Source organism: Curtobacterium sp. VKM Ac-2887 (genome assembly GCF_015350935.1).
Lineage (GTDB): Bacteria > Actinomycetota > Actinomycetes > Actinomycetales > Microbacteriaceae > Curtobacterium.
The window spans coordinates 367,827-387,707 of the sequence record NZ_JADKSB010000001.1 but is presented as its reverse complement, the minus strand read 5'-3'; the positions used below and the strand labels follow the sequence as shown (position 1 = coordinate 387,707).

Sequence of the window (19,881 nt, the reverse complement as noted above, 5' to 3'; positions counted from 1 at the left end):
CATCCGGAGAACGCGCGTTCCCCGTTTGGGGGATACCAACGAGGGGCGTCGCCTGATTGAGTCATCGAGTCAGCAACTTCGTTGCGGACGAGATCCGCGCGGAGCTTTGGCACCAAGCGAAGGTGACCTCCCTCGGGTGGGGCGGTCACGGTGGGTGCCGGCGTGTCGATTCGGGTTCGACGCGGCGGCACCCCCATTCACGAGACGCGCAGAGGTCCTCACTTTAGGGGACTCGCCTGTACCCCGTTCTGGGTGTACCGATTCGTCTGTCCTCCGACTGTGATGGGTGCCTGGGCTCCACTGTCCGCATCCACCCGAAGGAGCGCGCATGACCGTCACCGTCCCGCGTCTGAGCGCCGTCCTGTCGTCGGCCGAGCCGCCGCACCGATCGGCGCTCCGGCCGCTCCCCCGCGCGTGGACGCGGTGGCTCCTCCGGCTCGCGTTCGCCGTGCCCTACGTCGTGGTCGCCGTGCTCTCGATCGAGATCCCGACCACACCGCTCCTGGAGCTCACCGGCAACCAGGCGACCCTCGACCGAGCGACGGCGGCACTCGACGGCGGCGTCGTGCAGGCCGTCGGTCAGCTCTACCCGCTGCTCTCCGGCGTCCTGCTCCGGTTCCTGCCGTTCGGCGTGCACGGTGCAGCGGTCCTCGGCGGCCTCGCAGCGGGCGTGCTGCTGCAACTCCTGGCGCAGGCCATGCTCCGGCGCGGTCTCCGGATGCGGAAGGTGGTCGTCTTCACGATCGCGCTCGGCGCGAACCCGCTCTACGCCTTCGTCGCCCTCAACGACCTGCAGGCCTTCCTCGGCATCGCGCTGTTCGCGCTCGCGATCGCCGACATGGTGCGGTTCTTCTCGTACGGCGACACCCAGGCGGGGTTCCGTGCCGGCCTGTCGTTGATGGTGTCGACGCTCGTCGACCCCATGGGCCTCGTCTACGTCGTCATCGCAGCTCTGACCGCCCCGCTGCTGGAGCTCGCCCGGCACGGACAGCCGGGCATCCGCCGAGCAAACACGCTCGTCCTCGTGTTCCCGAGCATCGCCGTCATCGGCTCGATGTCCGTGCTCGACCTGCTCGTCCTCCGCGACCCGTTCGCGGCACTGCGGAACACCGTGCACACTGATAGCACCCGGCTGAGCGGCCTCGAGCACCTGGTGGGTTCGTTCGACGGGCTGTTGCTCCTCGCGATGGTCGTCGCGGGCTGCCTCCTGGCCCTGCTCGTGCACCGACCCGGTGCGATCGTCATCGTGGTCGCGCTGTTCGCCGGGATCCTCGCCGGCTACGCGATCGGGCTCATCCCGGTCGCCACCGCCGGCAACACGTTCGTCACGATGCTCGCCGTCGCGATCGCGATCCTCCCGCGTGTCAGCAGCCGGGTCACGAGCGCTCTCGTCATGGTGCTCGCCGCCCTCCAGATCCCGCTCGCGTGGACCGCGGCGTTCGAACGCGAGGTCGTCGCCGAGTGGATGCACGGCCTGATCTCGGCGGTGGGCGCATGACCGCCATCGTGTCCGGTGCGTCCGCCGTCACCAGCGAGACCGACACCCCGTCGATCGACGAGACGACCGCCCGGCACCGCGGCGGCGAGTCCGACTGGCGCCCGCCGCACCGGTGCTCGGTCCGCCGGCACGTCGACGAGGGCTGGGTCGCCTCCGCACGGATCCGCGAGGGTGTCCTCGTCCTGACCAGCGGCCGGTCGGACCCGGACGTGCTCCGGGCCGCCTTGACCGAGGAGTTCGGCGAGCCGGTCGTGCTCCGGGCGGTCGATGAGGCCGAGGTCCGCCAGCGCATCATGTGGGAGCTGGACGACGAGGTCGCGGACCTCGCCGCACACGACCTCGCTCGCACGATCCCGGCCATGTCCGCCCGCACGGTGCTGTCCCGCGGTCAACAGGTCGGCGGCGGCATCGCCCTGCTCGCGTTCGCCGGCTGCCTGGTGATCGCTCCGGGCACGACCGCCGCCATCGTCACCGCGGTGCTCTCGCTCGGGTTCCTGGCCGGCATCGTCTTCAAGTTCTGGGTCTCCATGGTCGGCGCCCGCTTCGACCTCGTCGAGCAGGTCTCAGCGGCCGACGTCACCGCGCTCGACGACACCACCCTGCCGACGTACACCGTCCTGGTCCCGGTGTTCCGCGAGGCGAACATCGTCGGCGACCTCGTCCGCAACCTCGAGGTCCTCGACTGGCCGAAGGACCGCCTCGAGGTCCTGGTCCTCGTCGAGGCCGAGGACCACGAGACACGCCAGGCCGTCCTCGACGCTGATCCACCGGCCTGGATGCGGATCGTCATCGTCCCTCCCGGTGCGCCGCAGACCAAGCCGCGCGCCTGCAACGTCGGCCTCGCGATCGCCCGCGGCGAGTACGTGGTCATCTACGACGCCGAGGACCGCCCCGACCCCGACCAGCTCAAGAAGGTGTTCACCACGTTCGAGCGGGCCGGCACCGACACGGTGTGCGTCCAGGCCGCTCTGAGCTACTTCAACGCCGACGAGAACGCCCTGACGCGCATGTTCACGCTGGAGTACTCGTACTGGTTCGACTACATGCTCGCCGGCCTCGACGCCCGGAACCTGCCGATCCCGCTGGGCGGGACCTCGAACCACTTCCGCACCGAGCTCCTGCGTGAGCTCGGTGGCTGGGACCCCTACAACGTCACCGAAGACGCCGACCTGGGCATCCGTGCGTCCGCGGTCGGGTACCGCGTCTCCGTCGTCAACTCGACCACGATGGAGGAGGCGAACACCTCGATCCCGAACTTCGTCCGGCAGCGGTCGCGGTGGATCAAGGGGTACATGCAGACCGCCCTCGTCCACGCCCGGCGCCCCCGTGCGCTCGTGCGGGAGATCGGGCTGCGCCGGGCTGCTGCGTTCGCGCTGCTCATCGCCGGGACACCGTTGACGTTCCTCGGCATGCTGCCCGGCATCGCGGTGACGATCGCCACGCTCGTGCTGCCCACGGCGTGGACGGCCTCGGTGTTCCCCGCCCCGGTGCTCTGGCTGTGCGTGCTCGACTTCCTGCTCGGCAACGCCACGATGATCTACCTGACCATGATGGGGCCGTACAAACGCGCTCGGTTCGACCTGATGCTCTGGGCGTTGCTGAACCCCGCGTACTGGGTGCTGCACTCGGTCGCCGCCTACAAGGGCCTGTGGCAGCTCATCACCCGACCCCACTACTGGGAGAAGACGGAGCACGGTCTCACCAAGACGTCATCCGTGTGAGTACTGCGGTCGCCGCGGCGTCTCCCGTTCAGGGGGTTGCCGCGGCGGTCGAGGTGGAGCACGCTGTGGTCGGTCCGGTCATGTCAGCACCTGAGGGGAAACCATCATGCGATCGCTCGTCTACACCAGCACGCAGACCCGACCGATCACGGACTCGGAACTCGCGCAGATCCTCGCCGTCGGCCGGGAGAAGAACACCCGCCTCGGTGTCACCGGGATGCTCGCACACCGCGACGACAACTGCATCGGCATCATCGAGGGCAACGACGACGTCGTCGCTGAACGCTTCGATCAGGTCCGAGCCGATCCCCGCCACACCAACGTCCGAGTGCTCCTCAACGAGCCGATCCGACACCGGTCCTTCCCGGACTGGTCGATGGCGTTCCAGCCGCTCGACCCGTTGCTGCACGACGTGCCGGGGTTCAGCGACCTCTTCACCGCCAACCGCCCCAACGACTCCACCTTCGGTGCGTCCCGCGCGCGTGCTCTGCTCGACTGGTTCCGGAAGCACCCGCTCGCTCCCTTGACGAACCAGGACGCGGCCGACGAGGAGATCCCCCGAACCCGGATCCTGAACGCCGCGATCACCGCTGTCCACGCCGGCGGCGCGTCCCGGTTCACCCTCGAGGACGTCGCAGAACGCGCGGGGATGACCGTCCCCGAGGTCCTGGGGCTCTTCCCGTCGCAGCACGCCGTGCTCGCCGCGACCGTGATGCGGTGGACCCGAGCAGTCTCCGCTCCCCTGCTCCCCCTCGCCGCCGAGAAGGGCACGATCGCGTTCCTGCACGCGCTCCTCGCCGCCCATGCCGAGGAACCCGCCCTGATGCGCCTGATCGCGTCCACACTCGCCACGTCGACCGACCCGTCGACCGACGGAGCGGACTACTACCGGTCCGCCTACCTCCAGTTCCGTGAGACCGTGCGCACCGCCCTCGCCGAAGACGTCCGTGCCGGGCGGGAACCCGCCACGATGGATCCGATCCGCGGTGCACAGCAGCTCCTCGCCCTCTACGACGGCATCCGCCTGCAGGCGCTCCTCACACCGGACACCGACGTCGTCGACGCCTTCGACCGCGCCGCGTCGCGCATGCGACGGGGCTGGACCGAACACTACGAACGACCCGCCTACTGGGACCTGCCCACGATCCCCAGCGCCTGACGACGGGGGCCGGCCCCGCCGACTCCACATGGGCCGATGGCCGAGAGGCACAGCATCGCGCGAGTGGTAGGACCTGTCCATGGTGTTCTACGACGCACGTCCGATCCGCACGGCAGGGCAGGTGCTGCTCGATGTCGTCGTGGCTGCCGGGGTGGTTGCTGCAGTCCTGCTCGGGCGAGCGGTCTCCGCATCGATCAGCGCCCTCGCCGACATCGGAACTCGTGTCCACGACCAGGGCACCGCGTTCCAGGAGCAGTTGCGCAGCACCGCAACGGCACTCGAGAAGGTGCCGTTCATCGGCAAGTCGGTCAGCGCACCGCTGCAGGACGCGAGCCAGAGCGCGCAGCGGATCGCGGCTGCCGGAGCAGAACAGCAGCAGGAGACGCTGCACGTGGCGCACCTCCTGGGTACCTCGTCGACCGCGGTGCTGATCATCGTCCTGGTGGTGGTCTGGATCCGGTGCCGCGGCGGCTTCATCCGGCTCGCCACGCTCACACAGCGCCTCGGTCAGCAGCCGGACGGAGCCGAGTTGCTCGCCGTCCGCGCGCTGACGTCCCGGAACGCCGCCGGCCGGCTCGGCGTCGACGTCGTCGACCGATGGCGGCACCGGGATCCGGAGGTCATCCGCGCGCTGGCCGATCTCGAGCGGCGCTCCACCGGGCTCCGCGTGGCGCCTTCGCGGACGTCGTGACCTCCCGCCCACGAGGGCGGGATCGGGTCAGGCGCAACTGGTGCGGCCGAGTCCGAGGAAGCGGACGGTGCTGATGCGGACGCTGCTGGCGGAGGTCGTCGTCCACGTCGAGGTGACGTCGGCGCGGACGGTGACACTGGAGGTGCGGAACGAGAAGAGGTCCCAGGAGCTGATCGTGGTGGATCGGGCGGTGCCGGCGCTGGTGTCGCTGCTCGCGACGCCGTCGATGACCGTGGTGAACCGCTCGGGTGCCACCCCGTCGTAGCTCCACCCGATGGTGACCGACCCGTTCGTGTTCGACGTGCACGTCAGCGCAGTGGCCGGGGTCGCGGCCACGGTCGCCATCGTGCTGGGTGCGGTGGCGGTGGCGGCGAAGGCCGCGGCGGCCGCCGGAGCAGGTACCGCCAGCGCCGCGACGGTGCAGACAGAAGTGACGAGGAGTGCCCCGACAGCCCACGGCCGGTGGTCCTGCTGACGATGCCGGGGCCCACGTCGGGACGCCCCCGTCGTCCTGCTCGGATCTGCGACGGCGGGCAGGACGGCGAGTCCAGCGACGAGGACGAGGGCCGAACCGAGGGCGACGAGCGGGCCCGTTCGATGGTCCGCAGCCCAGAGGACGGGTGTGCCGATGAGTGGGACACGGAGGTACCCGACTCCCGTGACCGCGGACCGGGAGATGTGTGTGGAGTCGGCGGAGGGGTTCGCGTCGCCCTTCGTGGTGAGGGTTCCGTCGCTGTTGAGGGAGTCGAACCGGTGCAGCCGGAGGGTGCCGACGTGGTCGGGGTCGGCGAAGAGCAACACCTGTCCCTTCCGGAGCTCTCCCGCGGTGACCGTCTTGCTCACCACGACGTCACCCGGGTGCAGGGACGGCTCCATGGAGCCGGTCATCACCGTGGTGGTGTGCCAGCCGAGGACCATCGGAGCGACAGCCCAGAACACGAGACCGAGGACGGCAGCCAGGATCCCCCGGGCGCCGAGTACCACGGCGAACCGACCCCACACGGACGGACGCATGACCGACCTCCTCTCGTGTCCTCCCGGCCGCTCAGGAGTTCTGCGCTTCCCAGGTGAACCCGAGGCTCGCGGTGGCACCCATCAGGGAGGCCGGGGCATCCGACGAGACGGTGTAGGTGATCTGGTAGGTCTTGGTCTCCGACTTGTCGCCGGTGGGCTTCCACGTCCCGACGCCGGTGGCGTAGCTCGTTCGGGTGGACGCGAACGACGCGAGGGAGTCGTTGTACAGGAGACCGTCGGACCCGGCCGCCGCCGTGAAGCCGTTGCACGTGCCGTAGCCTCCACCGCTGCCCTGCTTGACCTGCAGGGTGACGTACGAGGCCAGCGCCTTGGTCTGCTGCACGTTCGTGGCGTAGAGCTTCACTGCACTGGGGAGCGAGCCGGTCGAGGTGACGGCGATGCAGTTCGTCCCGGTGGAACCGGGCTTGAGGTTCGACGCAGCGAAGAGCGCACCGTTCGATGCGTCGTTGCTCAGCGCCACCGATCCCATCGACCAGTTGTTGGCGTCGTCCGACGAGGTGGCCGAGAACGCCGAGTACGACGCGGTGGACACGGCGACACCGGCGGCGAGCAGGGCAGCCGGGATGACGGCGAGGGTGGCGACACGGGCGATGGTGCGGTTCGGGCGACGCATGAGAGGAGATCCGTTCAGGTTGGGACTTGACTCGAATTTCGAGCTAGGTGAACCATACGCCTACAAATTCGTTCAAGTCAATTTTTGTCCCAAACGGATCTCGTCTAAGATGGAACCATGAGCGCGAGCCCTCCTCCGATGAGTGACGCCGACCAGGATCGTCTGCTGGACGAGGCGGTCGCCGCGTTCTACAGCGCTCAGGTCGAGCACGCGCACCTGATGCAGCACCTCGCAGTCACGCACGACCTGAACCCGGTCGACCTCCGCGCGCTGAAGTTCCTCGGCGCAGTCGACGACGACCGCACGCCGAAGGAACTCGGCGGGTACCTGGAGATGGGGACGGGAGCCGTCACCGCTCTGCTCGACCGTCTGACCAAGCGAGGCCTGCTCGATCGTGTCCGCAACCCGGACGACCGCCGGAGCGTGCGGATCGAGCTGAGCGCCGACGGGTTCGCGGTGGTCGGGACGCTCCGGGCCGCCTACCGCCGGGCACTCCGGCAGTCCTTGCCGCCGGAGAGCACGGATGTGTTCATCCACTTCACCGAACGCGTGTCGCACGCCTTCCGCGAAGCCAGCGTCGACTGAGGACGACCGACTCCCTCACGCGTCCCCCACGCGACTCACGGGAGTGGAGCTCCTCCGGCCCGGCGGTGCGACGTGACGATGTCGATCTCCTCCCGCCGGAGCCCCGCCTCGACGCGGTGCTCCTCCGTGACGGTGTGGGTCGTCAGGGTGACGCGCTCGACCGGGACGACTGCTGTCGAGACCGTGATCTGTTCCTCGCGGAGGACCACGACGATCGGTTCGTGGACGGTGTCCGTGGTGCCGCCCGACACCGGTACCGGGCCCCCGATCGACTCACGGACGAGTCGGATCTCCTCGTGACTGACGTCCACTGTGATGGTCCGCTGCTCGGTGACGATGACCCGCTCGAGCCGGACCCGTTCGATGGCGTGGCGTTCGGTGCCGATGACGAGTCGCTCTTCGCGTCGGACCACGTCGAACTGGTCCGTCCGGTCGTCACCACCCGGAGCGTCGCGCGGTGCGTGGCGGGAGGTCATGGTCTTCTCCGATGCTGGGGGCACGGTCCCGAGCGAACACGGGAGTGCGGGGATGGCCCTCGGCCCCGCCCATGGTGAGCGGGGCCGACACACAGGGCGCGCTCAGTTCGAGCGATGGGAACTGGTCGTCGGCGAGGCAGCTCGCTTGGCCTTCCCGGCAGCCTCTTCTGCCTGCTCGACGACGGACGGCGCACGCTGGGCGTGCTGCTGGATCTTCGGGGCTTCGGCCTCGGCCTTCTCGAGGATCGCCTCCCAGCGGTGCTGCATCGGCTTGATGAGTCCGCCGCCGGCTCCGACGATGACGACGCCGGCGATGATCGCCAGGACCGCGATCAGGAGCGGGGTGGTGACCGAGGTGGCCACGTCGATCTGGTTCAACGCCGCGGTCGCTCCGATGAAGACGATGAAGACCGCGACGATGTTGCCCAGCAGCTTGCCGTAGGAGAGACCACCGAGCGTGTTCTGGATCAGGCCCTTCGCTCCGGCCGCGATCGCCGCGGCGACCACGATGATGATGATCGCGACGATGATCTTCGGCAGGAACCCGATGATGCCGGCGAGGAGATCACTCACCGGGTTGGACCCGAAGACGCCGAACGCGAACTGGAGCACGAACAGCACCAGCGTGTAGTAGATGATCTTCGACACGATGTCGGAGGCGTCGAGTTTCGAGTTCGCGAGGGCCTTCTTGATGCCCCCGCGTTCGACGGCACGGTCGAAGCCGACCTTGGTGAGGAGACGCGAGAGCCCCTTCTCGATGAGCTTCGCGACGATCAGGCCGACGACGAGGATGAGCAGGAAGAGCAACGCGAGCGGGACGAACGCGATGACCGCGGCCAGTCCGTTCTGCAGAGCGGCGGGGAAGTCCATGGGGTGAGCCTTTCGGGTGAGGGTCGGGTGGACAGGGCGCAGAGGAGGCGTCCTGTGCTGGCGACGGACGTCCGGCTGTCGCCGAGCGGCCGTCGCCCAGCACGATCAGGAACGGGCGTCGCGGTCCGCGATGGTCTCGTCGGTCACGGCGGTGTCGTCGAGGACGATCTCCTCGTGCGCGACGTCCTCGGTGACCTCCTGCTCGCCGGCGATGGTCTCGGTGCCGAGCCGGACGCGCTCGACCGGGACCGTCTCCTTGGCGGTGACGACGCGCTCCTCGGTGAGCACGACCTCGTGTTCTTCTTCACTCAGTGCGGGCCCCGACAAGGCATCGTCGGCGGTCGCGTCGGTGATCGGCTCACGGCTGAGGGTGACCTCCTCGTGGCTGACGGGCACGGTCTTGGTGACCTGCTCGGTGACGATGTGCTTGCGCAGACGGGCACGGCCGGACTCGATCCGCTCGGTACCCACGTGCAGCCGCTCCTCGGAGCGGGTCATGGCGTCGTCCGTCGTCGGACCGGACGTGTCGTGTCCCTGGACGTCGGCGGAGTCCGTGCTCCGGTCGGCGTCCTGGTCGTACAGACCCGCATCCACCGACGCGCTCGACGGGTTGCCGTAGAAGGAGTAGAGCGACTGCTCCTCGTCCGCGCTGAGCGCCCCGTCGGCGTCGACCCGCGGGGCGTCCTTCACGAAGGACTTCTCGTAGGCGACGTGGACGGCGCCGGCTTCGAACGTCGCGTCGTTCAAGGGTGCGAACGACTCCGAGGTGCCGAAGAGCCCGGTCCGCACCGTCACCCAGGTCGGAGCCTGGGTGTCGTTGTCGACGTAGACCTGGCCGACCGTGCCGATCTTGGCGTCGTCGCTCCCGTAGACGTCGGCGCCCGTGAGGTCGTTGATGCTGCTGCTGTCGATCATGGTGGTGCTCCTCTTCCCCGGCAGGTCGCCTGGGGTTCGATGCGGAGTGGATCCGAGGTGACGGCGGCGCACGGCCCGCTCGATCGGCGGAGACCACCACCTCGTGGACTTACGGCGTAAGCCCGGCGGGAGCTTACATCGTAAGTCGCGATAGCGTGGGTTTGTCGGCCGCGAACTCGGCGCAGCGCCCGTTGTCAGCCACGAACCGCGGATCGGCAGGGAGATCAGCCGTGGCAGCACGATCGAGGGCGAACCGTTCCGAGACGAACGCACCGAGGCTCAGCCGTGACCTCATCGTCGAGACCGCGTTGCACCAGATCGATCGGTCAGGTCCCCAGGGACTGTCCATGCGGTCACTCGCGCAGGAGCTCAGCGTGGAGGCGATGTCCCTGTACCACTACGTGCACGGGAAGGAAGACCTGCTCGAAGGCGTCGTCGCCTCACTGATGCGGGATCTCACCTCGCAGCTCACCGAGGCCGAGGAAGCACACTGGCAAGGGTTCCTGCAAACGGTCGCCCATGCCGTCCGGCAGATCGCCACGGACCACCCGAAGGCGTTCCCGCTGGTGGCGACCCGCCACCCTGCAGCCCCTTGGCTCCGCCCGCCGCTGCGGAGCGTCGAGGTCGTCAACACGTTCCTGACCGCGCTGACGGGGAACGGCTTCACGGACGCCCAGGCGGTCAACGCGTACCGAGCGTTCAGCAGCTTCCTGCTCGGCCAGCTCCTCCTGCAGTCAGTGGTCAGCGGTGCCGAAGCAGGCCCAGCCGAGGAACCGCTCGACGAAGGAGGCGCCGCCATCCCCGAGGGCGACGGCAACACGTCCCTCGACGTCGCACCGGAGGTCCGCCGACTCCGCACGTTGTTGAGCGAGGACCGCAGCGACGAGGAGTTCGAGGTCTCCCTCGAGGCACTCCTCGACCGACTGGACCGCGAACTGTCGCAATGACCCGCGATCGCGGTCCGGCGACGCGGCCGTCAGACGTGGGCGTCGAGGTGCCCACCCCACACCTTGTACGTGTCGCGGTACCGGTGCTCGTCCGACTCGGGCCGCCACACCGACCGCGTCAGCTCGTCCGGGAACCCGACTGCGCGCACCCGTGGACAGGCTTCGACGACGAGTCGAGTCCGCGCGTTGAGGCGACGACCGTGCACCCCGGCTGCGAGCCGAGCCGGCCGGGACAGACTCCCGGCGTTGTCGAGGGGTGGGATCTCACCGATGACGACCTCGGCATCCACGGGCACCACTTCGCGCAGGGCAGCGATCGTGTCGCGGACGCGTTGTTCCCACACCCTCGTCGGCAGGACCCGGAGCGCATCCGTGATGCCGACCAACACGACGACGAGGTCGCACCGCCCCAGGTCCTCGCGGTGGGCGGCGATGACGGATGGGAGTTCCCGGACACTCGCCGAAGGTGCGGGGAGCATCTTCCAGGAGACGCCGCGCGCGGTCCGTGCTGCCCGGTGCCGAGCGAAGAACGCGGGGAGCGAGAGCTCGTGGGTGCGGACGCCGAGCGACAGTTCGCCCCGCTCACCCACGAACACCACGCGATCCGGGTCCGGGCCGGGCACCGTGCCCTCCATCGCGTCGTCCGGGTAGAAGTCCCCGGTCGCGTCGAGGCGACGGAACACGAACTCGACGACGCGCGCACTGCGCGACGGGAACCTGAACGCAGCGCGGCGCAACGACTTCGTCCGTGACACTGCCCCACCTCTTCCGAGCACCTTCACCGACCGGGACCCGGTCGGTGTCCGGTTCCTCCAGCGTAGGCAGCGGCCCACCGCCAGGACACCGCGCCATCCACCTTGCGCGCCGGCCACGGGCCACAGACGACAGGCGGAGCGCGACGCGATCGGCACGCCTTGCCATCGGGGCAGGTGTGCGCCACTGTGTGGAACACAAGCTCGCTTCGAGGAACAGGGGCCACATGCTGTCGTTGGTGTACGTGAGCACGATGAGCCGACCGGTCACGGACGAGGAACTCGCCGAGATCCTGGTGGTCGGTCGCGAGAAGAACCTGCAGCTGGGCATCACGGGGATACTCGCCCACCAGGGGAGCAACTGCATCGGCATCATCGAGGGCGACGACGAGGTCGTGCGGGAACGGTTCGAGGGCATCCGTCAGGACCCCCGTCACACCAACGTGCGCCAGGTCGCCGCGGACACCGTCACGACGCGGTCCTTCCCGGAGTGGTCGATGGCGTTCCAACCGGCGGACCCGTTGATCAAGGAGATCCCGGGGTTCCTCGACCTCTTCGCCGACGGGCATGCGCCCGACCCCGCCACCGGGACGTCCCGCGCGACTGCCCTGCTGGAGTGGTTCCGGAAGCATCCCCTGGCGCCGCTGACGAACCAGCTCGGCGACGACGGCATCGAGCTGCGCACCCGGATCGTCAACGCGACGATCACGGCGCTGCACGACACCGGGGTCGAGCAGGTCGACGTCGACACCGTCGCCGCCCGGGCCGAGATGACCGTCGACGAGCTGCGCACCCACTTCCCCACCCGCGAGAGCCTGCTGACGGCAACGGTCGACCGGTGGTCGAGCTCCGTGTCACGGCCCCTGCGGCCGATCGCGGACACGCACGGCGCGGTCGCCTACCTGCACGCGCTGGTCGTGGCGTACTCGGAGGAACCGGCGCTGATGCGACTGCTCGCCTCGACGCTCGCCTCGAGCACCGACCCCGGGCACGAGGGCGCGGAGTACTACCGCACCCTGTACCTCCGGTTCCGTCGGACCGTCCGGGAAGCACTCGAGCGGGACATCCGGGTCGGTCACGAACCGGCCACCATGGATCCCGCGCGTGCCACCGAGCAGCTCCTCGCGCTCTACGACGGTCTGCGGATCCAGTCGCTCCTCATCGAGGGGTTCGACATCATCGCGTCCTTCGACCGTGCGGCGTCACGGCTGCGGCGGGGGTGGGCCGAGGACTACCGGCACACGGACCTCTTCGAGATCCCGGTCGAGGGCACGGGCGATCACAACGCCCGCGAGAAGCAGACCGACTCAGGGTCGTCGCGGTAGGGCCCGAACGGCTGGATCCGCACGAACCCGTTCCGGCTGAACAGCGCGGCGGCGTGCGGCTGCAGCACGCCGAACTCGGCGACGACCGCCGGCGCCTGCAGCTCTTCGGCCTGCGCGAGCAGTTCGAGCACCAGCAGGTCGCCGACGCCCTGCCCGCGGGAGTCCGGTCGGACGAACAGCCGCCGGATCTCGAAGACCCCGTCTCCCGCGGCACTGAGCGACGCGCTACCGAGTGCCAGACCGGAGGGGTCGCGGGCGATGACGTGCACGGCGGCGGTCGCCTCGGTCAGCGGACGGCCACGGTCGGCCGGGCGGCCGTAGATCCGGTCGACCTCGATCCGCGCCGCGGCGCGAAGCCGGACGGCGTCCTCGTGGTCGAAGGGCTCGGCCGCGACCGAGAACGTCAGGTGCTGCATCGTGGTGTGTTCCTCGCCCGGCGCCGCGTCGTCGCGGGTGCCCCGTGGGTGATCGGTGTGCGTGCCGCCGCTCGAACCCGAATCGAGCGGCGGCACGGTGTGCGCACTTCCGCTCGAACCCGAATCGAGCGGCGGCGCGTGCAGACGGCTGGCGTCTGCCCTCGGACGCCCTAGCGTCCGTGGTCCGTGGCGTGTGGTAGGTCCGGGTCAGCTCACCAGGTCGAGGTCCCACACGGGGGCGACGTACTCGCGGGACCATCCCTCGCGCAACCGGGTGACTGCCCGGTCGAACGCTTCGAGCAGGTCCATCTCGGGGCGCACCATGGATTGCAGCTGCAGTCCCTCGTAGGTCGCGAGCAGCTGCTCGGCGCCGCGCGACGGCTCCATGGTGCTCGGCTCGCGACCGAGCAGGCTGTCGCGCTGCAGGGAGTCCTGCACGAAGGCGTGGAAGCGGCGCCACCGCGCGTGCAACATCGGCGCGAGCGGGTGCTCCGGTGACGCCGCGATGTTCAGGGTGGCGGTGAGGAAGCGCATCAGGGACGGGTCGGCGATGTTCGCGGTCACGATCGCACGCAGGAACGGCACCGTCCCGAACCGTTCGGCGAGTGGCATGAGCGGTGCGGTGCGCTGCTCGTTCCAGTGGTCGATGGTGGCCAGGAGCAGACCGTCCCAGCTGGGGAACGTCCGCTCGACCACGTCGACGTCCTGGCCGGCGTGGTCCGCGACCTCGGCCGGGGTCACCTCGTGGAGCGGACGTGTCCGCAGTGCCGTGATCATCCCGTCCACGACGGCCGATCGGAGGGCAGCATCGTCCGAGGTCCGGCGCGATGATTCGATGTGCATGCATACACCCCACCAGGCACACCGGTCCCACCCAAGCCCCCGAACGGGGATCGCGCGCAAAACGGACCAGCACGATCCGGCCACGACACTTCCCACCAATCGACCTGCGAGCGATACTCATCCCATGCAGTGGGGACGGATCGTACCGGTCGTGGTGCTGGCCCTGGTGGTCACCGGCGGGCTCGCGGGGTGCGATGCGGAGGGCCGGGTCCAGCCCCGCCGGGACACCGAGGAGAAGAGCGTGGCGTGTGCCTCGCGCATCGCACTCGACACTCCGGCCGAACGCCGTGCAGCTGCTGACCTCGTCGTCGATGCGGAGGTCGACAAGACCGGCCGCACCGTCGAGTTCCAGGGCGTCTACGACGTCTACGACGCGTCGGTCACCGACGTGTCGAAGGGCGACGACCCCGGCCACACCATCCAGGTCATCAGCACCTCGGACCAGTGCGAGACGAGTGGCGAACCCGTCGAGTACTTCGACGGCGACGTCCTCGAGGACGAGGGCCGCTTCCGCCTCTACCTGACGAAGGCCGACCCCGAGGACGACGTCTGGCGCCTCGTCGTCCCCGGCGCCGCCGAGCCGCTCACCACCGGCTGACGCCCGGCACGCACCACGCTCGCCCTACGGTTCGGGGACCGCCACGATCCGGTTCTGGTACGCCCACACCACGGCCTGCAACCGCGACCGCACACCGAGCTTCGGCAGCATCCGCGCCAGGTGCGACTTGACGGTCGAGACCTCGAGCACGAGTGCGACCGCGATCTCCTCGTTCGACATCCCCTGCGCGAGCAGCAGCAGGACCTCACGTTCGCGGGCGGTGAGCACCCCGTCGGCCCGGTCCCCCGACACCGGCTGCAGGCTCCGCCGCGACACGAACTCGCGCAGCACCCGCCGGGTCAGGGCCTGGTCGAGCGTCCCGTTCCCCGCGGCGACCTGGCGCACGGCGTCGACGATGGTGTCCGGCTCGGCGTCCTTCAGCAGGAACCCGGAGGCACCGGCCTCGAGCGCACCGAACACGTAGTCGTCCAGGTCGAACGTCGTGAGCATCAGCACCGGGATCGCCGGGTCGGCGTCGGGAGCGCAGAACAGCCGCGCGAGCTCGATGCCGTTCACCACCGGCATCCGGATGTCCAGGCAGGCCACGTCGGGTCGCAACGAGCGTGCCAGCGCGAGCGCCTCGCCGCCGTCGGCGGCCACGCCGACCACCTCGATGTCGGCCTCCGCGCCGAGGAGCGCGGACACCCCGGCACGGACCAGCGGCTGGTCGTCCGCCACCAGCACGCGGATCACGCGACCACCTCGCCACCGTCGGCGGCCTGCGCGGGTGCGGCAGGTGCCTCCCGTCCGAGCGCCAGCTCCACCAGCCATCCGCCGGTGGCGGTGGGACCGGTCTGGAGGCTCGCCCCCACCAGGTCCGCCCGCTCGCGCATCCCCCGCAGGCCGTTGCCGCCCGATGGTGAGGTCGGCGCTGCCGGAGCGGCGGCCGGTGCGTTCTCCACCCGGATCACCACCCGGGTCGGGTCGCGGTCGTCGACGGTGACCGTGCACGGGGCGGACGGGGCATGCAGGGCGGCGTTGGCCAGGGCCTCCTGCACCGTCCGGTAGGCGGCGAGCTGCGCGAGCGGGCCGACGCCGTCGGCCAGCGTCTGCGCTCCGCGCTGGTGGTCACCAGCGAGCACGTCGAGGCGCACGTCGCTGCGGAACCGGGCACGCTCGACCAGGTCGACGATGCCGGCGACCGTCTCGACCGCGCGTTCGGCGGGGACGTCCTCGCGCAGCAGCCCGACCAGGCGGCGCAGGTCGTCGAGGACGGCGGTGCTCTGCTCCCGCACCTGACGGGCACCCTCGTGCGCGCGCTCCGGGTCGCTGTCGATCTGCCGGTCGATCACGGCGGCCATCAGGGCGATGCCGGACAGGTGGTGGGCGGCGATGTCGTGGAGCTCGCGGGCCATGGCGGCCCGTTCGCGGGAGACCGCGGCGTCGACCAGGGCGTCCTGCTCGCGGAAGACCGCGCTCGCCTCGGCGGTGCGGGCGGCGCGGACCTCGCGGCGGGACCGCACCAGCAGGGTGACCAGGAGCGGGAGCCCGACGGCGCCGACGGCCTGCAGGACGCCCTGGCCGAGTGCGCCGGACAGTCCCTGCGTGACGTCACCCCGGAGCGCTCCGCCGGCGACCGCGGACAGGACCGTGCTGCCTGCTGCCACGAGCGCGGCGGCGACCAACAGCGTCGGCCACAGGCGAGCGAGCGGGACGCGGAGTGCGGCGAGGACGACGGCGACGACGACTGGCAGCGCGGTGAGGCCGAACAGGTCGAGCGACTGCGGAGCGAGCGCGGCGACCAGTACCGGCAGCGCGGACACCGCGACGAGCACGGTCCGTGGTGCCCGACGGGCGGCGAGCAGGGCGGCGGACTGGACCAGCAGGCTGATCGCCAGTACGGCCCACGCGGCGGTGAACGGCGCCGGGACCCGCAGGGCTAGGGCGGGGCCGTCCGGCTCGAGGGCGTCGAGCGGCGGCAGGCCGAGCAGCAGGCCGAGGGCCACGACGGCCGTGCCGAGGGCGACGAGCACGTCGACGCGGCGGTCGCGGGTGCGCGGGTCACCGTCGCGCGACGTGCGCGTGCGCGGGTCAGCGGAGGCCATCGTGTGATCCTACGAGGCGGGTGCGGGCGGGGACCGGGGCATCGATCGGCAGCGCGCGGCGAGCCGGGTCGTAGCCCAGGCGGCCGCGGGTCACGACGAGGAGCACCGCGGCAGCGACGGTCGAGGTGATGGTCAGGCCGATCATCAGCGTGCCGGCGGTCATGCTCGGGTACATCTCCGGGAACAGCGTCGAGATCGTGTTGTTCACGCCGACGTGCAGCAGCAGGGCCAGGGGCAGACTCTCGCCGGTCTTGTTGAACACCTGGATCATCACGACGTTGAACGTGATCGTGAACAGGGCGAAGACCACGGGCTCGCTCCAGTGTGCGTTCGGCCACCCGCCCCAGTCGCTCAGGTAGAGCGGCATGTGCCAGAGCGCCCAGATCGGACCGAGGATCGCAGCGGCTCCGAGCCCGCCGAAGCGGTGCTGCAGCCGGGGCAGGGCGAAGTCGCGCCAGCCGGGCTCCTCGCTCAGGCCGGTCGAGAACAGCTGGATGAGCAGGCCGGGCACCAGGGCGGCGAACGCCAGCGCCGAGGGAGCACGCACGTCACCGCCGGCGAAGGGCAGCGCGGACGCGACGATCACGGCCGGCACGACGACGAGCGCCAGGGCGTACCAGTACCAGGCGACCCGCCAACGGAACAACCGACCGACCCAGCGACGCAGCCCCGGACGGCCGTCGGCGACCGCGGTGACGATGAACGCGCCGCCCAACGGGCCGAGCAGCGCTCCGGGCAGCACGCCGGTGAACTGCGCGGTGCCGAGGACCTCGGGGAAGTGCAGGTCCCACACGCCCAGGCCGTGCGGCGACAGGATGTACGGGATCCACGCCAGCCAGCTGAGGCCGAGCGCGAGGGTGAAGAAGGACGCGAGCGGGTGCCGGGCGATGACGCCGCTGACTCCCCCACGCTCCTGCGGAGTGGCGCCGGAGGTGGGCCGGACTTCGGTGGTGTTCGTCATGCACACGACGCTAGGAACTGTGGGGTCGCGGAACGACCGGCTTCGGGATGCACCTGCCGGACTTGCATCGAAGGATGCAGGTGGTGGCGGTGGCGGTGGCGGCGGCGCGGCTGCGGCGCACGGTGCGGTGTCCCCCGGCCCGTGCGAGGTTGACCGCTCCGTGCGCCGCTACAACACCGCACCGAGCCACCAACCTCGCACCGGACGAACAAGCCCGCACCGTGCGAGGCGGGGCACAGCGTAGGTCAGCGCAGCGCGGCCCGGAGGGCGTCGGCGATCAGCGCGAGCGCGGCGTCGATCTCGTCGGCGACCCGAGCGTGGGTCGCCTCGGACCGGCGGTAGGGGTCGTCGACGTCGTCGTCCGCGGGGTCGATCGGCGGCGGGACGGTGCCGCGTAGGCGTGCCACCCGTTCGACCAGGGCCTCGGGCGAGTGCACGTCGGCCAGGTCACCGGGCTCGAGCCCCGCGAGCACCCGCGCGAACTGCTTGATGGTGAACGCCCGCTTCGTCGCCCGGGGTGCGAGCGACACCACGGCCGCGCGGTGCGACCGTTCGGCCGTCAGCACCAGGTCGGCCTCCTCGACGATCGCGGCCGTCAGGTAGCGCGAGCCGTGCCCCGACGGGTCACCGCCGAGCCGGACGGACTGTGCCGCGGCGGCGCCGTCCATCGCGGCACCGTCGTCGGCGATGGTGCCGGCGGACTCGACCACGAACGCCGCAGCGTCCGGGCCGAGTCGCGCCGTCAGGACCTGCGCGCCGAGCGGTGAACGACAGATGTTGCCGCTGCAGACGAACAGGACCCGCATCGTCAGGCGCCGGCGCCGAGCAGGTCATGCCGGACGACGATGGCGTCGCGGCCCGGACCGACACCGATCGCGGAGATCCGCGCGCCGGACATCGCCTCGACCGCGAGCACGTAGTCCTGCGCGTTCTTCGGCAGGTCGTCGAACGAGCGGGCGCCGGTGATGTCCTCGGTCCAGCCGGGGAACTCCTCGTAGACGGGCTTCGCGTGGTGGAAGTCCGACTGGTTCACGGGGACCTCGTCCACGCGGACGCCGTCGACCTCGTACGCGACGCAGACGGGGATCGTCTCGAGCCCGGTCAGCACGTCGAGCTTGGTCAGCACGAAGTCGGTCACGCCGTTGATGCGCGCGGTGTACCGGGCGATCGGGGCGTCGTACCAACCACAGCGGCGCGGACGGCCCGTGGTGGTGCCGAACTCGAAGCCGTTGGCGCGCAGGAACTCGCCGGACTCGTCGAAGAGCTCGGTCGGGAACGGACCGGCACCGACGCGGGTCGTGTACGCCTTGACGATGCCGATGATGCGCTCGAGCTTGCCCGGGCCGATGCCGGAACCGGTCGCTGCGCCACCGGCGGTCGCCGACGACGACGTCACGAACGGGTAGGTGCCGTGGTCGACGTCGAGCATGGTCGCCTGACCGGCCTCGAACAGGACGGTGTCGCCGCGCTCCAGTGCCCGGTGGATCTCGAGGGCGGTGTCCGCGACCATCGGGCGCAGGCGCTCGGCGTAGGACAGCAGCGACTCGACCACTTCTTCGGCGTCGATCGCGCGGCGGTTGAACACCTTGACGAGCAGGTGGTTCTTCTGGTCGAGGGCCGCTTCGACCTTCTGACGCAGGATGTTCTCGTCGAAGATGTCCTGGATGCGGATGCCGACGCGGTTGATCTTGTCGGCGTAGGACGGGCCGATGCCGCGACCGGTGGTGCCGATCTGGCGCTTGCCGAGGAACCGCTCCGTCACCTTGTCGATGGTGCGGTGGTAGTGCGTGATGAGGTGGGCGTTCGCCGACACGAGCAGCTTCGAGGTGTCGACGCCGCGGGCCTTCAGCGCGTCGAGTTCCTGGAACAGCACCTCGAGGTCGACGACCACGCCGTTGCCGATGATCGGCGTGACGCCGGGCGTGAGGATGCCGGAGGGCAGCAGGTGCAGCGCGTACTTCTCGCCGCCGACGACGACGGTGTGGCCGGCGTTGTTGCCGCCGTTGAACTTCACGACGTAGTCGATGCGGGAGCCGAGGAGGTCGGTGGCCTTCCCCTTGCCCTCGTCGCCCCACTGGGCTCCGATGATGACTGCTGCGGGCATCTGGTTCTCCTCACGTTGGCGGAGGACCTCACGCGACCAGGCGGGCCGGTGGTCCACCCGAGTCTATCGGACGGCCACCTCCGCGCCACCTGGCGCATGCAAGCGGTCAGCGCTCAGGCGCGGAAGAAGTCCTGGTACGACGGGTCGCCGACGGGCTGCGAGTAGCCGGGCTCGGCGAGACGCTGCTCGATCATCGCCTGGACGACGTCGGGCGGGGTGAGCCCCCGGCGGCGCCACTCGGTCGGGTTGGCCCGGAGCTGGCTCAGCGTGTTCTGCATGCTGCAACCCTGGCATCGAGTAACTAGTTTGTCTAACTACCTGTCCTGA

General features: G+C 70.1%; 22 protein-coding genes. 8 read left to right on the top strand and 14 right to left on the bottom strand.

Translation table 11 applies throughout. The features are described 5' to 3' along the window. Positions 1-328: 328 nt before the first annotated feature. The 4 genes from ITJ69_RS01930 (at position 329) to ITJ69_RS01915 (ending at position 5,069) form a co-directional block, all read left to right on the top strand. Positions 329-1,498 (top strand): hypothetical protein, encoded by a 1,170-nt coding sequence (locus ITJ69_RS01930; RefSeq protein WP_194671816.1) that lies wholly within the window; start codon positions 329-331, stop codon positions 1,496-1,498. After that, positions 1,495-3,219 (top strand): glycosyltransferase, encoded by a 1,725-nt coding sequence (locus tag ITJ69_RS01925; protein ID WP_194671815.1) that lies wholly within the window; start codon positions 1,495-1,497, stop codon positions 3,217-3,219. Before ITJ69_RS01930 ends, ITJ69_RS01925 begins: the two co-directional genes overlap by 4 nt. 106 nt (positions 3,220-3,325) lie before the next feature. Then, positions 3,326-4,378, top strand: coding sequence for a BLUF domain-containing protein (locus ITJ69_RS01920; protein WP_131880651.1), 1,053 nt, complete (start codon positions 3,326-3,328; stop codon positions 4,376-4,378). Between the two features lie 79 nt (positions 4,379-4,457). Continuing rightward, complete coding sequence (locus tag ITJ69_RS01915; protein WP_194671814.1) at positions 4,458-5,069, top strand: hypothetical protein; 612 nt, start codon at positions 4,458-4,460, stop codon at positions 5,067-5,069. Between the two features lie 27 nt (positions 5,070-5,096). On the opposite strand, the gene ITJ69_RS01910 is transcribed toward ITJ69_RS01915, so the two are convergent. Together ITJ69_RS01910 and ITJ69_RS01905 are read right to left on the bottom strand one after the other, a co-directional pair. Then, complete coding sequence (locus ITJ69_RS01910) at positions 5,097-6,083, bottom strand: signal peptidase I (protein ID WP_194671813.1); 987 nt, start codon at positions 6,081-6,083, stop codon at positions 5,097-5,099. 31 nt (positions 6,084-6,114) lie between these two features. Further along, positions 6,115-6,717, bottom strand: a complete 603-nt coding sequence (locus tag ITJ69_RS01905) for a hypothetical protein (RefSeq protein ID WP_111086138.1) — start codon at positions 6,715-6,717, stop codon at positions 6,115-6,117. A 117-nt stretch (positions 6,718-6,834) separates the two neighbouring features. Here ITJ69_RS01905 and ITJ69_RS01900 point away from each other — a divergent pair, with 117 nt between their 5' ends. Next, positions 6,835-7,302 (top strand): MarR family winged helix-turn-helix transcriptional regulator, encoded by a 468-nt coding sequence (locus ITJ69_RS01900; protein ID WP_228504484.1) that lies wholly within the window; start codon positions 6,835-6,837, stop codon positions 7,300-7,302. Between the two features lie 35 nt (positions 7,303-7,337). Here the strand turns inward: ITJ69_RS01900 and ITJ69_RS01895 are convergent, their stop codons facing one another. The 3 genes from ITJ69_RS01895 to ITJ69_RS01885 all read right to left on the bottom strand — a co-directional run bounded on the left by ITJ69_RS01895 (position 7,338) and on the right by ITJ69_RS01885 (position 9,563). Beyond that, positions 7,338-7,778 (bottom strand): YsnF/AvaK domain-containing protein, encoded by a 441-nt coding sequence (locus ITJ69_RS01895; RefSeq protein WP_194671812.1) that lies wholly within the window; start codon positions 7,776-7,778, stop codon positions 7,338-7,340. 102 nt (positions 7,779-7,880) lie between these two features. After that, positions 7,881-8,648 (bottom strand): mechanosensitive ion channel family protein, encoded by a 768-nt coding sequence (locus ITJ69_RS01890; protein WP_194671811.1) that lies wholly within the window; start codon positions 8,646-8,648, stop codon positions 7,881-7,883. 105 nt (positions 8,649-8,753) lie between these two features. After that, entirely contained in the window at positions 8,754-9,563 is an 810-nt protein-coding gene (locus tag ITJ69_RS01885; RefSeq protein ID WP_194671810.1) for a DUF2382 domain-containing protein, read from the bottom strand. A 230-nt stretch (positions 9,564-9,793) separates the two neighbouring features. Between ITJ69_RS01885 and ITJ69_RS01880 the strand changes: the two genes are divergently transcribed. After that, positions 9,794-10,510 carry a TetR/AcrR family transcriptional regulator C-terminal domain-containing protein gene (locus ITJ69_RS01880; protein ID WP_323742898.1) on the top strand — a complete coding sequence of 239 codons (717 nt, stop codon included), beginning with the start codon at positions 9,794-9,796 and terminating at the stop codon, positions 10,508-10,510. 29 nt (positions 10,511-10,539) lie between these two features. Here ITJ69_RS01880 and ITJ69_RS01875 read toward each other — a convergent pair whose 3' ends face one another. Continuing rightward, positions 10,540-11,265: a hypothetical protein gene (locus tag ITJ69_RS01875; RefSeq protein ID WP_131881135.1), complete on the bottom strand. Its 726-nt coding sequence runs from the start codon at positions 11,263-11,265 to the stop codon at positions 10,540-10,542. 224 nt (positions 11,266-11,489) lie between these two features. Here ITJ69_RS01875 and ITJ69_RS01870 point away from each other — a divergent pair, with 224 nt between their 5' ends. Next, a complete protein-coding gene (locus tag ITJ69_RS01870) occupies positions 11,490-12,587 on the top strand; it encodes a BLUF domain-containing protein (RefSeq protein WP_131881137.1) in 1,098 nt (365 codons plus the stop codon). On the opposite strand, the gene ITJ69_RS01865 is transcribed toward ITJ69_RS01870, so the two are convergent. Further along, a complete protein-coding gene (locus ITJ69_RS01865; RefSeq protein WP_131881139.1) occupies positions 12,542-13,003 on the bottom strand; it encodes a GNAT family N-acetyltransferase in 462 nt (153 codons plus the stop codon). The two genes, ITJ69_RS01870 and ITJ69_RS01865, sit on opposite strands and share 46 nt — an antisense overlap. 207 nt (positions 13,004-13,210) lie before the next feature. Beyond that, on the bottom strand, positions 13,211-13,846 hold the full coding sequence (locus ITJ69_RS01860) for a TetR/AcrR family transcriptional regulator (protein ID WP_194671808.1): 636 nt from the start codon (positions 13,844-13,846) through the stop codon (positions 13,211-13,213). A gap of 124 nt (positions 13,847-13,970) precedes the next feature. Here ITJ69_RS01860 and ITJ69_RS01855 point away from each other — a divergent pair, with 124 nt between their 5' ends. Next, positions 13,971-14,444 carry a hypothetical protein gene (locus ITJ69_RS01855; RefSeq protein ID WP_194671807.1) on the top strand — a complete coding sequence of 158 codons (474 nt, stop codon included), beginning with the start codon at positions 13,971-13,973 and terminating at the stop codon, positions 14,442-14,444. 24 nt (positions 14,445-14,468) lie between these two features. Here ITJ69_RS01855 and ITJ69_RS01850 read toward each other — a convergent pair whose 3' ends face one another. From ITJ69_RS01850 to ITJ69_RS01825, 6 genes are all read right to left on the bottom strand, one after another. Then, positions 14,469-15,137, bottom strand: a complete 669-nt coding sequence (locus ITJ69_RS01850) for a response regulator (protein ID WP_123937474.1) — start codon at positions 15,135-15,137, stop codon at positions 14,469-14,471. Beyond that, the gene (locus tag ITJ69_RS01845; protein WP_194671806.1) at positions 15,134-16,489 is read right to left on the bottom strand and encodes a sensor histidine kinase; all 1,356 of its coding nucleotides are present in this window, start codon (positions 16,487-16,489) and stop codon (positions 15,134-15,136) included. Before ITJ69_RS01845 ends, ITJ69_RS01850 begins: the two co-directional genes overlap by 4 nt. Further along, positions 16,476-17,450 (bottom strand): CPBP family intramembrane glutamic endopeptidase, encoded by a 975-nt coding sequence (locus ITJ69_RS01840; RefSeq protein WP_194671805.1) that lies wholly within the window; start codon positions 17,448-17,450, stop codon positions 16,476-16,478. Before ITJ69_RS01840 ends, ITJ69_RS01845 begins: the two co-directional genes overlap by 14 nt. Before the next feature lie 245 nt (positions 17,451-17,695). After that, a complete protein-coding gene (locus ITJ69_RS01835; RefSeq protein ID WP_194671804.1) occupies positions 17,696-18,256 on the bottom strand; it encodes a low molecular weight phosphatase family protein in 561 nt (186 codons plus the stop codon). Between the two features lie 2 nt (positions 18,257-18,258). After that, a complete protein-coding gene (locus ITJ69_RS01830; protein WP_194671803.1) occupies positions 18,259-19,554 on the bottom strand; it encodes an adenylosuccinate synthase in 1,296 nt (431 codons plus the stop codon). A gap of 113 nt (positions 19,555-19,667) precedes the next feature. Further along, a complete protein-coding gene (locus tag ITJ69_RS01825; protein WP_159573348.1) occupies positions 19,668-19,832 on the bottom strand; it encodes a hypothetical protein in 165 nt (54 codons plus the stop codon). Between the last annotated feature and the right edge of the window lie 49 nt (positions 19,833-19,881).